The organism is Arthrobacter sp. Soil_C_60 (assembly GCF_057656375.1).
The window spans coordinates 49,498-62,473 of record NZ_JBDGKM010000008.1 but is presented as its reverse complement, the minus strand read 5'-3'; the positions used below and the strand labels follow the sequence as shown (position 1 = coordinate 62,473).

General features: G+C 63.5%; 16 protein-coding genes and 1 tRNA gene. 8 read left to right on the top strand and 9 right to left on the bottom strand.

Annotated elements, in window-relative coordinates; genetic code table 11:
* Window positions 1–46: 46 nt before the first annotated feature.
* Entirely contained in the window at window positions 47–895 is an 849-nt protein-coding gene (locus tag AC3A4M_RS15945; RefSeq protein WP_498736835.1) for a GntR family transcriptional regulator, read from the top strand.
* A 48-nt stretch (window positions 896–943) separates the two neighbouring features.
* Here the strand turns inward: AC3A4M_RS15945 and AC3A4M_RS15940 are convergent, their stop codons facing one another.
* Genes AC3A4M_RS15940 through AC3A4M_RS15930 form a run of 3 tightly spaced genes read right to left on the bottom strand, consistent with a single transcriptional unit; the run spans window position 944 to window position 3,934 of the window.
* Complete coding sequence (locus tag AC3A4M_RS15940) at window positions 944–2,380, bottom strand: amidase (RefSeq protein WP_498736834.1); 1,437 nt, start codon at window positions 2,378–2,380, stop codon at window positions 944–946.
* A gap of 5 nt (window positions 2,381–2,385) precedes the next feature.
* Window positions 2,386–3,138 carry a maleate cis-trans isomerase family protein gene (locus AC3A4M_RS15935; RefSeq protein ID WP_498736832.1) on the bottom strand — a complete coding sequence of 251 codons (753 nt, stop codon included), beginning with the start codon at window positions 3,136–3,138 and terminating at the stop codon, window positions 2,386–2,388.
* A 31-nt stretch (window positions 3,139–3,169) separates the two neighbouring features.
* Window positions 3,170–3,934, bottom strand: coding sequence for a maleate cis-trans isomerase family protein (locus AC3A4M_RS15930; RefSeq protein WP_498736831.1), 765 nt, complete (start codon window positions 3,932–3,934; stop codon window positions 3,170–3,172).
* 127 nt (window positions 3,935–4,061) lie between these two features.
* Between AC3A4M_RS15930 and AC3A4M_RS15925 the strand changes: the two genes are divergently transcribed.
* Together AC3A4M_RS15925 and AC3A4M_RS15920 are read left to right on the top strand one after the other, a co-directional pair.
* Complete coding sequence (locus AC3A4M_RS15925) at window positions 4,062–4,571, top strand: DUF3830 family protein (RefSeq protein WP_498736830.1); 510 nt, start codon at window positions 4,062–4,064, stop codon at window positions 4,569–4,571.
* Between the two features lie 322 nt (window positions 4,572–4,893).
* The gene (locus AC3A4M_RS15920) at window positions 4,894–5,481 is read left to right on the top strand and encodes a hypothetical protein (RefSeq protein ID WP_498736829.1); all 588 of its coding nucleotides are present in this window, start codon (window positions 4,894–4,896) and stop codon (window positions 5,479–5,481) included.
* Window positions 5,482–5,675: 194 nt separating this feature from the next.
* Here the strand turns inward: AC3A4M_RS15920 and AC3A4M_RS15915 are convergent, their stop codons facing one another.
* From AC3A4M_RS15915 to AC3A4M_RS15905, 3 genes are all read right to left on the bottom strand, one after another.
* Window positions 5,676–6,569 (bottom strand): ribonuclease Z, encoded by an 894-nt coding sequence (locus AC3A4M_RS15915; protein WP_498736827.1) that lies wholly within the window; start codon window positions 6,567–6,569, stop codon window positions 5,676–5,678.
* Between the two features lie 38 nt (window positions 6,570–6,607).
* The gene (locus AC3A4M_RS15910; protein WP_498736826.1) at window positions 6,608–7,075 is read right to left on the bottom strand and encodes a GatB/YqeY domain-containing protein; all 468 of its coding nucleotides are present in this window, start codon (window positions 7,073–7,075) and stop codon (window positions 6,608–6,610) included.
* 441 nt (window positions 7,076–7,516) lie between these two features.
* Entirely contained in the window at window positions 7,517–7,957 is a 441-nt protein-coding gene (locus AC3A4M_RS15905; protein WP_498736824.1) for an ester cyclase, read from the bottom strand.
* A 251-nt stretch (window positions 7,958–8,208) separates the two neighbouring features.
* Here AC3A4M_RS15905 and AC3A4M_RS15900 point away from each other — a divergent pair, with 251 nt between their 5' ends.
* The 3 genes from AC3A4M_RS15900 (at window position 8,209) to AC3A4M_RS15890 (ending at window position 9,734) form a co-directional block, all read left to right on the top strand.
* Window positions 8,209–8,487 carry a YciI family protein gene (locus tag AC3A4M_RS15900; protein WP_498736822.1) on the top strand — a complete coding sequence of 93 codons (279 nt, stop codon included), beginning with the start codon at window positions 8,209–8,211 and terminating at the stop codon, window positions 8,485–8,487.
* A gap of 153 nt (window positions 8,488–8,640) precedes the next feature.
* Window positions 8,641–9,117: a PGPGW domain-containing protein gene (locus tag AC3A4M_RS15895; protein ID WP_498736821.1), complete on the top strand. Its 477-nt coding sequence runs from the start codon at window positions 8,641–8,643 to the stop codon at window positions 9,115–9,117.
* A gap of 410 nt (window positions 9,118–9,527) precedes the next feature.
* Window positions 9,528–9,734 carry a hypothetical protein gene (locus tag AC3A4M_RS15890; RefSeq protein WP_498736819.1) on the top strand — a complete coding sequence of 69 codons (207 nt, stop codon included), beginning with the start codon at window positions 9,528–9,530 and terminating at the stop codon, window positions 9,732–9,734.
* 558 nt (window positions 9,735–10,292) lie between these two features.
* Here the strand turns inward: AC3A4M_RS15890 and AC3A4M_RS15885 are convergent.
* Window positions 10,293–10,365 (bottom strand) — tRNA-Ala (locus AC3A4M_RS15885).
* Between the two features lie 157 nt (window positions 10,366–10,522).
* Here AC3A4M_RS15885 and AC3A4M_RS15880 point away from each other — a divergent pair.
* Both AC3A4M_RS15880 and AC3A4M_RS15875 read left to right on the top strand, forming a co-directional pair.
* Entirely contained in the window at window positions 10,523–11,029 is a 507-nt protein-coding gene (locus tag AC3A4M_RS15880) for a hypothetical protein (protein ID WP_498736817.1), read from the top strand.
* Window positions 11,030–11,308: 279 nt separating this feature from the next.
* On the top strand, window positions 11,309–11,779 hold the full coding sequence (locus AC3A4M_RS15875; RefSeq protein ID WP_498736815.1) for an Lrp/AsnC family transcriptional regulator: 471 nt from the start codon (window positions 11,309–11,311) through the stop codon (window positions 11,777–11,779).
* Window positions 11,780–11,815: 36 nt separating this feature from the next.
* Here AC3A4M_RS15875 and AC3A4M_RS15870 read toward each other — a convergent pair whose 3' ends face one another.
* A complete protein-coding gene (locus AC3A4M_RS15870; RefSeq protein WP_074700665.1) occupies window positions 11,816–12,313 on the bottom strand; it encodes a DUF456 domain-containing protein in 498 nt (165 codons plus the stop codon).
* Between the two features lie 9 nt (window positions 12,314–12,322).
* Window positions 12,323–12,889 carry a DedA family protein gene (locus tag AC3A4M_RS15865; RefSeq protein ID WP_498736813.1) on the bottom strand — a complete coding sequence of 189 codons (567 nt, stop codon included), beginning with the start codon at window positions 12,887–12,889 and terminating at the stop codon, window positions 12,323–12,325.
* Window positions 12,890–12,976 lie beyond the last annotated feature (87 nt).

Here is a 12,976-nt window from a genome sequence, read left to right as displayed (position 1 = left end):
GTGATGACATTAGCGAATGGTCAACAATCGACGGAGGGCTTCCAACATGCCTGGACTTGACGATCTGGCGGCGTTGGAGGAGCGTCCCACCGCTGTCCTGATCGCCAACCGGCTGCGGAACCGCATCATCAACGGCTCCTTTGAGCTGGGCGAGCAGGTCACCGAGGCTGCCATCGCCGCGAAGCTCAAAGTGTCCCGCGGGCCTGTGCGCGAAGCACTCCAGCGGCTGAGCCAGGAGGGCCTGCTCGTGGGCCACCGGAACCGCGGAGTCTTCGTCCTGGAGCTCACGCCGAAGGACGTCCATGAGATCTACATCGCCCGGCGTGCTGTGGAAACGGCGGCCGCGTCCGAGATCATCGGAGCCGGCGACAAGGCCGTCAAGCAGGCCGCACGAAAGCTGACCACTTTGGTCCGGAAGCTGCCGGACGCCGTGGCGGCGCGGGACTGGAGCAAGGTCGCCGAACTGGACCTGAAATTCCACGAAACACTCGTCGCGGCCTCGGGCAATTCGCGTCTCTCACGCATGTTCGTCACCCTGGCGGCCGAATCCCGGATCTGCATGGTCCACGTCAAGATCTCCTACCGCCGGATCGACATGCTGGTCGAGGAGCACCAGCAGATGATCGACCTGCTCGTCGCGAAGGACGCCGAGGGCCTGCATGCCGCCATCGTGAACCACATGGATACAGCGACGGTGGATCTCACTGAGTCCATGGAGGAAATGCTGCGGCTGCAGGAAGCAGACATAACAGCTGCCGAAGCCGACGCCGACGCGCCTTCGCCTGACGGACAGACACCTAGTCGCGATGGGAAGACACCGGCCGGAGCGGCGGCAAAGCCGGCCGCTGTTTCCAAGCCCGACGCCGCAGCAGTCCCGGCGCCGGCCAGCGCCTAAGCACTCCGCCGGTTGAACAGTCCGTCAGCTGAACGCTCCGGCGCCGGACTACTCCCGTCGCTCCCCTGCCGCAAGCACCGGCGGCCGCCCGAATTCCCCGCGCGCCTGCTCATACGCCGCGGCAGCCCGAAGCACCAGCGCGTCGGCGTGCCGCGGGCCCACAATCTGCAGCCCCACCGGCAGCCCCGAGTCAGTCAGACCGCACGGCACGCTGATGGCCGGCTGCTGGGTCATGTTGAACGGGTACGTGAACGGGGACCACTGGGCCCACCGCTTCAGGCCGGATCCCGGCGGAACTTCACAGCCGACGTCGAACGCCGGAATCGGCATGGTTGGCGTGACCAGCAGGTCATACTGCTCGTGGAAAGCGCCCAGCCGCTGGCCCAGCTTCGCCCGGACGGCGTTGGCGTCCAGGTACTGGTCCACGGTCAACGCGTGGCCCTGCCGGCAGACCTCCAGCAGTCCCGGGTCGAGCTCGCCCCAGCGCGCCTCGTCATAGGCACGGATGACCTTGCCGGCCCCGGCGAACCACAGCGCATGGTACTCGTTGATCGGGTCTTGGATGCCCGGATCGACAGTCTCGACCTCCGCGCCCAGCGTGGCCAGAAGGTCAACGGCCCGGGCCACCAACCGCGCCACTTCCGAATCAACGTCAGCGAAACCCAGGTCCGGGCTGAAGGCGATCCGCAGCCCCTTGATGCCGTCGTGCAGCCCCTCGGTGAAGGACTGCCGCGGCGGCGCCAACGCGGACCAATCCCGCGGATCGGAGGCGGCGAGCACATCCAGCAGCAAGGCATTGTCCAGAACCGTCCTCGTCATCGGTCCGGCGTGCGCCAGCGTGCCGTACGGGGTCGGCGGGTACAGCGGAATGGTGCCGTAGGTCGGCTTCATGCCCACAATCCCGGAGAACGACGCCGGAATGCGCACCGAGCCGCCGCCGTCGGTCCCGACGGACAGCGCGCCCATGCCCAGTGCGACGGCGGTTGCCGAACCGCCGGACGAACCGCCACAGGTCTTGGACGCATCCCACGGGTTGCCGGTGTTGCCCGTCAGCGGATTGTCCGTCACGCCCTTCCAACCGAACTCCGGCGTGGTGGTCTTGCCGACAAACACGGCACCGGCCGCGCGCATCGCGGCGACCACCGGAGCATCCTCGTTCCAATCCTGGTCGGGGCTGATCAGCTTGGAACCGCGCAGCGTCGGCCAGCCCTTGGTCAGCAGCAGGTCCTTGATCGAGGTCGGCACGCCGTCCAGCGGCCCGGCCGGCTTGCCCGCGGCCCAGCGTTCCTCCGACTCCCGTGCTGCCGCCAGCGCCTCATCCTCCGCGACGAGGCAGAATGCGTTGAATTCGGCGTTGTGCGCTTCGATGCGCGCCAGGCTCGCCTCAGTGGCCTCGACCGGCGAAATTTCCCTGGCCTTGTACCCCTGAAGGAGTTCCGCCGCGGAGAAGTCGGCGAGCGCCGTCGTCGTTGTTTCGGTGGTCATGGTGATCAGCTTCCTGCCGGAATTCGGATGGCTTCGGTGGAGCGGAACAGGCTGCCCAGGCCGCTGAAGTTCCGCAGCAGGCCGGCGATGCGCAGCCCCTCCCAGACGGTGACCTGGTTGGCCGTGAGCACGGGCTTGCCGACGGCGTCCTCGAGTTCGTCGAGCCAGGCCAGCGAGTGCATGGCGGTATCCGGGATCAGCACCGCCTCCGCTTCGGGACGGTCGGCGGCCGCGGCCATGCGGGCGATGTCGTCCAAGCCCATCAGGCCCACCTCCCCCGCCGTCGCTATCCCGCTGCTGCCCAGATGAACGACGTCGATGCTTGCGTCCGCGAGGAAGCGCCGGAAGTGCCGGGCCAGGTCTTCGGGGTAGCTGGCGGCAATGGCCACCCTAGACAACCCGAGGTGCTTGACCGCGTGCGCGAAGGCCAGCGAGGTCGAGGATGCCGGCAGGCCCAGGTCTTCGCCGATCCGGCGGGCCTGCTCCTGCGCGCCCTCCCAGCCGTACACGAAGGAGCCGGAGGTGCAGGCCCACATCACCGCGTCGGGCTGGTAGGCAGCGACCCGGCGCGCGCCTTCAAGCAGGTTTGCCGAACTGCCCACGCTCAGGAGAGTGTCCACCGTATGGAGCACGTCGCCGCCGGCCGTCGTGACCACCGGCAACCGAAGCTGGCCCGCAAGGCGTTGTTCCAGCCGGGGGAAGTCGTCCTCGGCTCCGACTCCGGGGTAGAGCAGTCCGATGGTGGGCACTCGGGTCATGTTCTGCACCTGCTTTCTTTCTTTCGGTGTTCTATCGTTCAGTAGGGTGGACGGCCAGGAGCCGCTGCCCCGGCCCCACCGGCGCCAGGCCAAGATGGTGGAGGGCGGCCCACATGACGGCCTGGTTGGCGGTGATGATGGGCTTGCCGAGCAGGCGCTCCAGCGGCTCGATCAAGTGGTAGGTCGGCAAATTGGTGCAGGCCACCACGATCGCCTCGGCATCAGGCCGGTCCGCGGAAACGATCAGTTCGGCTGTGTAGGAGTAGGGGACCTTCCAGATCTCACCCGACAACCCAAGCATCGAGACGTGCCGGACGTCTATCCCACCCTCATTCAGGAACTTCACGAAGCGTTCGGTGACGGGTGCTGTGTAGGGCGTGGCGACGGCGATGCTGTGCAGATCGAGTGCCGCCAGGGCCTTGAGGATGGCGCCGGAAACGGTGAGGACATTGGGCACGCCGTAACCCTGCACGGCCGAGACGAATTCCCGTTCACCCTGCAGGCCATGGATAAAGCTGCCGGAGGTGCAAGCGTAGATATAGCAATCGGGTGATACGGCGCTGATCCGCCAGGCCGTGTCGGCGACAATGTCCGGCCGGCTCACAAGCTCGGCCTGTTCGACGCCGACCAGGACAGGCTCGAAGGGCGAGCGCGCGAAATAGAGGTCAGCGCGCCCTTCGGCCCAGCGCGCCATCTCGTGGTCCAAGGCCATGTCATAAGGGGCGACAACGCCGATTTTGTTCAGCACTAGCGGTCCTGCCGGGACAACACTTGCGTAGCTCGCAACTGAAGTCATTTTCCCCTCCCCCACGCGTCCTGTAATGGTTGATTGTTGACAATCGTAGGGCATGATCGGTTACGCTCGCATTAAGAATTCGAGGAAATTTTTTGTGTATTTTTTCTGCCCGAGCAAGGAGAATCACGTGGCGCGGTTTATCAAGGTTTCGCTGGAGCAGCGGCAAGTCTCCTGCATTGCCAGGCTGCTTGATGAAGAGGCTCCGAGGACGGCAGCAGCAGTTTGGGATGCGCTGCCACAATCCGGCCAGGTCTTCCACGGCAAGTATGCGCGCAACGAGATCTACAACCTGCTTCCGGCGTTCGCGCCGCAGGAGCCCGGGCCGGAAAACACCACCATCACCCCGATCCCCGGCGACCTGTGCTACTTCACCTTCAACGCGGACATCCTTCACACCCCTGCGTACGGCTACAAGGACGACGACCGGGTCCAGACACCGGAAGCGATCATCGACCTGGCGTTGTTCTACGGCCGCAACAACCTGCTGATCAATGGGGACCAGGGGTGGGTACCGGGAAATGTCTTCGGGACCGTGGTCGAAGGACTCGAAGAAATGGCCGCTGCCTGCCAGAGCATCTGGATGGACGGAGCGCGCGGAGAGACGCTGACGTTCTCGCGCCACGAGCCCGCCAACTGAGGTTTGAACAAGGCCCCCCAATTTGCGGGAGTGCCCGGGAGGTTCTGCGCGGCCTAACGGCTGAAGTAAATACCCAATTTCGGGGTTGTAGGCGAGTTATTGCAGGCCTACTGTTACAGACACACCGCAGAAGCACGGTGTAGGGGCAAGCTCCTTGGGGAGGGCTTCACCAGTTGAAGCAAACTGGGAACTGTGTACGATAACGAGCCGGTCCGAGTGATGCCGCGATCGGTCTTCGCACAACATGAACGGCACGCGATGATGCGCGGCCGGGGGCCTGTGCCGTTTTAGGGAAACGAGGCGAACGCCCGAGGGGTTCGCTGTGCCCGGCAAAAACCAGGAAGTAAAAGTCATCATGAAAAAGTCAGTAACTTGGCGCGTGTTTACTCTGATCACAGGCATGTTGCTTGGACTCCTCGCAGGACTGGGATTTGCAGCACCAGCCAGCGCAGACACCGGATCCGCCACCGTTGCGGATGGGCCAGGTCGGGGCGACGACGGCCGGGGCCACGACGACGACGACAATCGGCGTGACTGGGACGACGACAATCGGCGTGACTGGGACGACGACAATCGGCGTGACTGGGACGACGACAATGGGCGTGACTGGGACGACGGCGATAATGACGACGCTGAACTGGATATCGAAAGGATCCGGAACAGGGCCGTCGAGGTCACCGGCGAGAACTACGAAGACGACCAGAGGGTAACCGTCTACCTTTTCCGTAACGGACATTTCGTGGAGAAGGACCGCGTATGGCTCGACGACGATGAGGAAGACTTCACCGTCAAGTTCCGCGACCTACGTTGCGGTCGCTATGTGGCCTTCACCCACAGTGAAGAAGAAGGCTGGGTACGTAGCGACGACTCGGTCCGCATTTGTAACCGTGATCGCGACGGCAAGCATTAATTAGGATCAACAAGAAGCGCGGCGTCAGGCTGTGCGTGGAGGGCCGGCTCGTCCCGGTCCTCCACTTCGCGCTCCGCTGCCTGCGGATATAGCCGGACCCCGGCAGCTGGGGCGAGCTGTCGGGGTCCGGGGCCTTTGACCATCTGGGGTCTCTGACCACTAGTTACTTTCGTATACGAGGCTTGGAAAAACCTCTAAGCAGATTGCCGCCGTCGCTTGGGGAAGGCGATCCGGTCAAAGTCATTTGCGGCTTGGACAGCTGCTCCGCCCGCCTGCGCCCGCGCCTGTTCCGCCAGCGGGCCAACGTCGACATAGCGCGACGAGAAGTGGGTCAACACCAGCAGCCCGACCCCGCCGGCAGCCGCTAGTGCACCTGCTTGTCCGGCGGTGAGGTGGCGGTACTGGGCGGCCAGCTCGGCGTCGTCGTCGTCAAACGTGGACTCGGCCACCAGCATGTCGGCGCCGGCCGTCAGTTCCTCGGCACCCGCACAAGGAGCCGTATCCATCACGAAGGCGAAGCGCTGGCCAGCCCGTGGGACACTTACGTCCTCCAGGCTCACGCCGCGCAGCTTCCCCTCGCGCTGCAGCCGTCCGACGTCGGGCCCTGAAATTCCGGCAGTTGTGAGTCTCTCCGGCAGGAGGGTCCGGCCGTCAGGCTCGACGAGGCGGTAGCCGTAGGTTTCGATGCGATGATGCAAGCGCCGCACCTCGAGTCCCGGCGCGATCGGCCCAGCCTCCGTGTGCGGATGCAGTCGCAGATCGATGCCCGGGGACGAAACGGACACCAGCGCTTTGACAACTTCCTCGCCGGAGGCCGGATAGTGCAGGTGCACCGGGTGGGCGACGCCGTCCAGCGCCATGCGCGACAGCACGCCGGGCAGGCCATAGCAGTGGTCGCCGTGGACATGGGTAAGGCAGATGCGCGTGATCTGACCGGCGGAAACACCGGCATGAATCATCTGCCGCTGCGTGCCCTCCCCCGGATCGAAGAGCAGCCCCTCGCCGTCCCAGCGCAGCAGGTACCCGTTGTGGTTGCGGGTCCGCGTAGGAACCTGCGAGCCAGTGCCGAGGACAACGAATTCACGCATGGAACAGAGTGTGCCACTTATCGGTGGCGTGCGGGCAGCTACTGCGCGAGACGGGTGCGGACGATCTCGCTGACAGCCTTGCCGTCGAAACGGCCGGCGACCTTGGCAGTGACCGGCTTCATCACCACGCCCATCTGCCGCATCGAGAGCTCGGCGCCGTCGGCCTTGAGGCTGGCTATGACCTCGTCCACGATGGCCTCCACGTCAGTAGCCGTGAGCGGCTCCGGCAGGTAGGCCTCGATGATCTCCGCTTCGGCAATCTCGGCGGCAGCGCGGCTGTCCTGTCCCGCTTCCGTGTAAGTATTGGCGGTGTCGCGTCGCTTGGCTGCTTCCTTCTGCAGGAGGGCAGTCACCTGGGCATCATCCAGTTCCATGGGTGTCTTGCCCGACTTCTCGCGCGTGGCGATTTCCCCCAGAACGTTGCGCACGGTGGTCAAAGCAACCTTGTTGCCTGCCTTCATATGTACGACGACGTCAGCCTGGAGCTGTTCTTTGAGCGTGGTCATAGTGTTCCTCGATTCGATAGCCGAACGTATCCTGCCTCCACAATAAGTCCTCCTCGCGCTTAGTCTTTGCGACCCGGCTTCGGGAACAGCTGACTGCGGCAGCGCCCAACGTGGTGGCGCGCAAAGAAGCCCCGGCCGAATGCGACCGGGGCTTCTTCTAACTGCTCGGAGGAGATGTCCTAAACCGCCGAAACGATCCAGATGATCAAGGCAATGGCTGCCAGGACGCCTACGATGGTCCAAATAAGATTGCTTCCACGCATGTTGCTTCCTCCATTCTGTTTGTACTCCCCATTATTTGCACAGGAGAAACGTTTTAAGGGGGGAACGGCAATATCCGCTTGGTGGCTTGCCTCACGACAGCCGGCTATCCGGCGCCGCCTGCGCAGGAAGTCTTGCCCGCCCAGGCGAACTTGGACGAACTGCTCCTGGTCAAAGGGGCTAGAGGGTTCCGGGATCAGGTTCCGGCAAAAGTCCCAGCTGCATCATGAAATCAAGCTGGTCCCAGTAGAAGTGGTGGGAAGTTATCAGGCCGCCTTCGGCTCGGGCAACATCACAGCTTCTAAGCCTCAGCTGCCGGCCAGTCGGCGGCACAGTCTCACCTGAGGGCGTGTGCATTTGGCCGGTGTGGGTCCCGATGAAATATCCCTCGTCGATTGCGACGCTTCCAGCCTCGTGCCTTTCAATAGACTCGTAGACGGCGTCCGGAAACGCCTCTGTCAGCTGCGACATGTAGCTGCGGATAGCGTCACGTCCGCTGAGTTCGCCCTGGTCAGGTGTAACGGCCACCGCATCCTCCGCGTAACAGGCAGCTAACGCCGCTAAATCCTTCGACGTCATGGCCGCGGTCATCCTGTCCAAGATCTCCCGCACCTCACCCATGGGTTCCTCGCTCCCGGCCCTACCGCATGCGCTCGGGCCACTTGCCGGCATGGCGCCTTTCCTGCCGGCGCCCGTTCATTTCTAGTACACGCCCGGGATCAGGGCAGGTCAATGGGGCGGCGTCCTGCACGAAAGGGACCAGTGTCATGTTCGCCGGTCCTTCACCCGCAAGCGTCCAGCCAGCCCTTGACGAGATGGCATGCGCGTAGATAATCTTCCGTGCTACCTAAGCCGCCGGTAGGATCGCGTCCATGGAATACGTCGTGATGTACAGCCTGCGTGATGGCATCGACCTCTCGCGCGTTATAGAGACGTTTCCCCGTCACAAGACCTACTATGAGGCTTTCCGTGCCGACGGCGGCGGGCTCATTGCTCTCGGCCCGTTCCAGACCGCCGATCCTGCCGGCGCCTCGATGGGAATCTTCACTTCGCGGGAGGACGCTGAACGTTTCTTCGCCGATGATCCGTTCGTCACCGAAGGTCTTGCAGAACCGCGAATCCTCGAGTGGGACGTTGAACGCTTCGAGTAGGCGGCACGTCCTGGCCGACGCCTGCTGTCTCAGCCACCTCCAGTACAGGATTGAGCTCTAGCGGCGGGCAGACCTGGCGGGCAAGGTCTTTTTCTCCGGACCGATTCGGAGCCTTCTGCTCTGCAGACGACGCACCCATGGGAGGATTTCCCCATGGGGAGAAGGATCGATGCCATCCCGCTGTGGGTGCGGCGGACCGGCGTCGAGGTGCTCGGCTGGACCCTCATCCTGGTTGGTGTCGCGATGCTCGTACTACCGGGCCCGGGCCTGCTTGCCATCGTGAGCGGCCTGGTGGTGCTCTCGGTGCACAACGCCTGGGCAAAGCATCTGGTTGGCCGCGTCAAGATCCGCGCGATCAGATTAGCGATGGCGGAAGTGCAAACGTGGCCCCGTATACTAGCCGGCGCCATGGGCGGGCTGATGGTTGTTGCGACAGGAGTCGTATGGACTGTCCGACCGTCCATGCCGGACTGGTGGATGTTCGGTGAGCAGTGGTGGTTTCCCGGAGGATGGGGCGTCGGACTCGCCTTGATCTCCTCCGGCCTGATAGCACTGCTCATCCTCTTCTACTGCTTTCGCAGGTTCCGCCGGCCCCGTTCCTCGTCACCCCGCGGGGGATCAAACCCATAGGCCTCTGCCCCTTGCCAGGGCAGGGATCGGTTTCAGCGCCGATGTCTTTCCGGATTACGAAGGCGACCGCGACGGCGACTCGCATAGCGTGGTTCAACCGTAGCCTGCACCGTTCCGGATGCCGTGCTGATCAACCTGTTCGCGCCTCCGAGGACGTCATCGGCCAGCTGGAGGCCCTGCAGAAAGTCGCCGAAGAACGACTCCTCCCCCGGGACACCTACGGCATCACAGGCTTTGGGCTCCACTCCGTCCGATATGGGAACTTGCCCCTCTGGCCCTGCAGGAGGGATTGGAGAAGCTGGCGCGCGGGCAACTGGATCTGGGCAAGCAGCGCGAATAAATTGGGAGCTTGTTCGGAGGTGAGGGGCTTGAGCCTCCCAATGGTCATGGTTCCTAGCTCGGCTGCCGTCATGACAACGCGTTCGCTGCCCGTCGCCGCCACGGCCATCCTGCTGCTGTCGTTGACGGCTTGCGTGGGCGGCCACTCAGCCGAGTCGGCAAGCCTGCACAGCGATCCGGAAGCGTGGGCGCAGAAGGTCCTCGGTGGGGACCTGTGGCAGGCGGAGGGGTTTCGGCAGGCGCCGGCGGTATCGCACCGGGTGGTGACGCCGGGATGACCTTCTTACCGGGAGGTCCCGGTTGGAACGCATCACCATGGCCTGCAAGGCCTTAGCTCCATGTCGGTGAAGATCGCAGGGGCCGATGGTGAGATCAGTTCAGGCATCGCTCCCTGCGGCACACCGGTCGCCAACACCGTGGAATTGCCTGCCGGCCAAATTGAAAAGTGGGTGCGGTGAACGCCACGGGGATGTGGGCCCTAGCCATCGCGCCGACGGAAGCTCCGTAGCCACATACCCCGCTCCGGCTAAACCATGATTGCCCTTGTCAGAGCACGCCATTAATGAAGATTAGAGGTTTGGTGCAGCCATCCCCGCTTCAGCACGCAAGAATAGTTGCGGGACCTGTGGCCGGGGTGGAACACCCGAGAACCGCGACAGCACAAGGAAATGGCTTGAAGCGAATTGCCGGGGGAGGCCTGACTTCAGTCCGTATCTCTCTGAGCCGGTAAAGCCGTCCTAGCGGCCCGTTCGTGCGATGACAATGGCATTTCAGACTAGCCGAAGAGACATAGTGAGGGGTAATCCCCGGAGCGAGGCAATAATCCCCGTCAATAGTGGAGCTTAGGGGAATCGAACCCCTGACCTTTTCATTGCGAACGAAACGCTCTACCAACTGAGCTAAAGCCCCGTGCCACTGCGTTCGATCATATGGCGGCTGGCGGCTTCGGAACAAGCTGAGGCGTTAAAAACCTTTACGCGGCTGCAGGCCACGGACGGCAATAACGAATCGGGAGCACTTCTCCCGCGGCCACGCTCGCAACCGGCAACAGACCTAGAATCTGCTCATGGACGACAAAGTACTCAAGGCCGTTTACACGGTCTTCCTCGGGGTCATTCTTGCGTTGTTCGTCGGTCTCGGCGTCCGCACCTTTTACCCTCCGCCCGAGATGCCGGAATTCCCGATCGAATTGTCCGTCCCGACGAATGCGGCGCCCACGGATGAAGAGCTGGCTCAGCAGCAGGAGGCCCAGCAGGAATACGAGATCGCGAACCGTGCCTGGATGGAGGAAAACGAAGCCTACAACCGCAATGTCACCACGGTATCGCTGGCAGCATCGGTGGTGATGCTCGGGCTCAGCCTGCTGCTTGAGAAGCGGAACAGGGTTCTGGCCAACGGCGTGATGCTGGGCAGCCTCTTCACCCTGATCTACAGCATCTTCCGCGGCTTCCTGTCCGGAGACACCACGCTCACGTTCATCACGGTGACCATTGGACTGGCCATCGTGCTGTTCCTTGGTTACCGCCGGTTCTTCCAGCCTCGGGCCCAGACCCCGGTGGAGGCCTCCGGCTGACGCCCGCCCATCCAGTGCGCCTAAACAGCAAGACCCCTGTATCTGCCAGGATCGGCGGATTCAGGGGTCTAAAGCTGTGTGAACAACAAGGTCGGTGCCTTGCGGGCTCCTTTGACAGGTTCGCGGCGGGTTGTGCCGTTTCTCCTGCACCTCACGGGCACTTGCTTGTGGCGCGGCCCGTTCTGGAATCCATTTCAACAGGGCTCGGACAATCCGTGCAATAGTTGGTTTATTAGTTGGTCAAACTGATCAAAGTAAGCAGGCTTGGCAGGACAGGAAGTGGTCATTTTGCAGCAACTCGACCAGACGGACCGCAAAATCCTCCTTGCCCTCGATGAGGATCCCCGGATTCCCGTCATGCTGCTCGCGCAGAAGCTCGGGCTGGCCCGCGGCACGGTGCACTCCAGGCTGGAACGCTTGGCTGCCGCCGGCACGCTGCGTCCGAATTCGGCCCGGGTGGTTCCCGAAGCTGTCGGACGCGGAGTCACGGCCATGGTCAGCGCCGAACTGGACCAGAGCAAGCTCAATGACGCCATCGACGCCTTGCGGAACATTCCGGAGGTGCTCGAATGCCACGCGCCGGCCGGAGACACCGACCTGCTGCTGCGGGTGGTCGCAAAGAGTCCGGATGACCTGTACCGCGTCAGCGAGGAAATCAGGCTGTGCCCGGGCATCACCAGGACGTCCACACAGATGTTCCTGCGGGAGGTCATCCCCTACCGCATCACGGGTCTGCTCCACGAAGAGTAAGGCGGTGGGCGAGCCGCCCGGCGGAAGGCCGCGGGGTCAGAAGAAGAAGTGCAGGATCACGCCGATGCTCCAGATGCTGCCGGCCGCAAAGGCGCAGCCCAGCTCGATCAGGATGCCGATCCCCATCGCTTTCAGCGCAACGGCACTCGAGTGCAGGGCGGGACGGAGTTCCCGCTGGCGCAGGTACTCGCTGAGCAGCAGGCCTACCGTAAAACCAACAAACAGGCCCACCACTGGGATGACGAACATTCCCACCAGGCCAACCACCACGCCGACCACAATGGAGCGGTTGGGAATCTGGCGGCCTTTCAGTCGCTTGCCGGTCAGGACGGCGCTGGCCAGCATGCCGGCAACCACCAGCACTGCGCCCAGACCGAAGACCACCCATCCCACCGTATTCTGCAGGACTAGCGCCCAGATGAGCAGGCTGACGCCGATGGTGATGGCACCGGGCAGCACGGGAACAATAATTCCGGCAACACCGACGGCGATGAGCAGGCCGCAAACGAGCGTGACGATGATCTGGGCTTCCATAGCCCCAGCCTATGCGGAACGGTCCGTGTGGTCCGGTGGCGCCGCACTGAATGTTGGATCGGATGCGCCCTCGGCGGGCTCCGCCGTCGTTAGTTTTTCCGGTTGCGGGTTCTGCCGCTTGCCGCGGTTCCTGCGCCAGATCAGGAAGCCCAGGATTCCCAGAAGCACCACCACAATAACGACGGCGGCGGCCGGGGACGCGAGCACCAGCGCCACCCAGGCCGCGATCGCCGCCATCCCCACGGTGGCGTAGACGATGGCCCAGAGGAGACTGCCCAGCACGACGGCGGGCAGGAACCGGATCATGCGCATCCTCGCGATTCCGGCGCTGCTGACCACCGCGGTCTGGATGCCGACCGTGAGGAAGCACAGCGTGACGGCGAAGGGTCCGAAAGTGTTCATGAACCGCTCGGCGCGCTTCATGACGGTGCCGTTCAGGTGCCGCTCGAACCGCGTATGGCGGCCGCCGGCGGCGATTCCGCGGCCGATCCAGTAGGTGGCATTGGCGCGCATCATTGCGACGCAGAACAGTGCCAGAATCGCCCAGCCCAACGGAAGGTCGAGGAAAATATCCACAAGCTTCCTTTCGACGCTGCCGTCCTGACACCTAAATTCTACAGGCCGTAGAAACAATGGGGAACGGGGTCCCCACACCGCGTAACG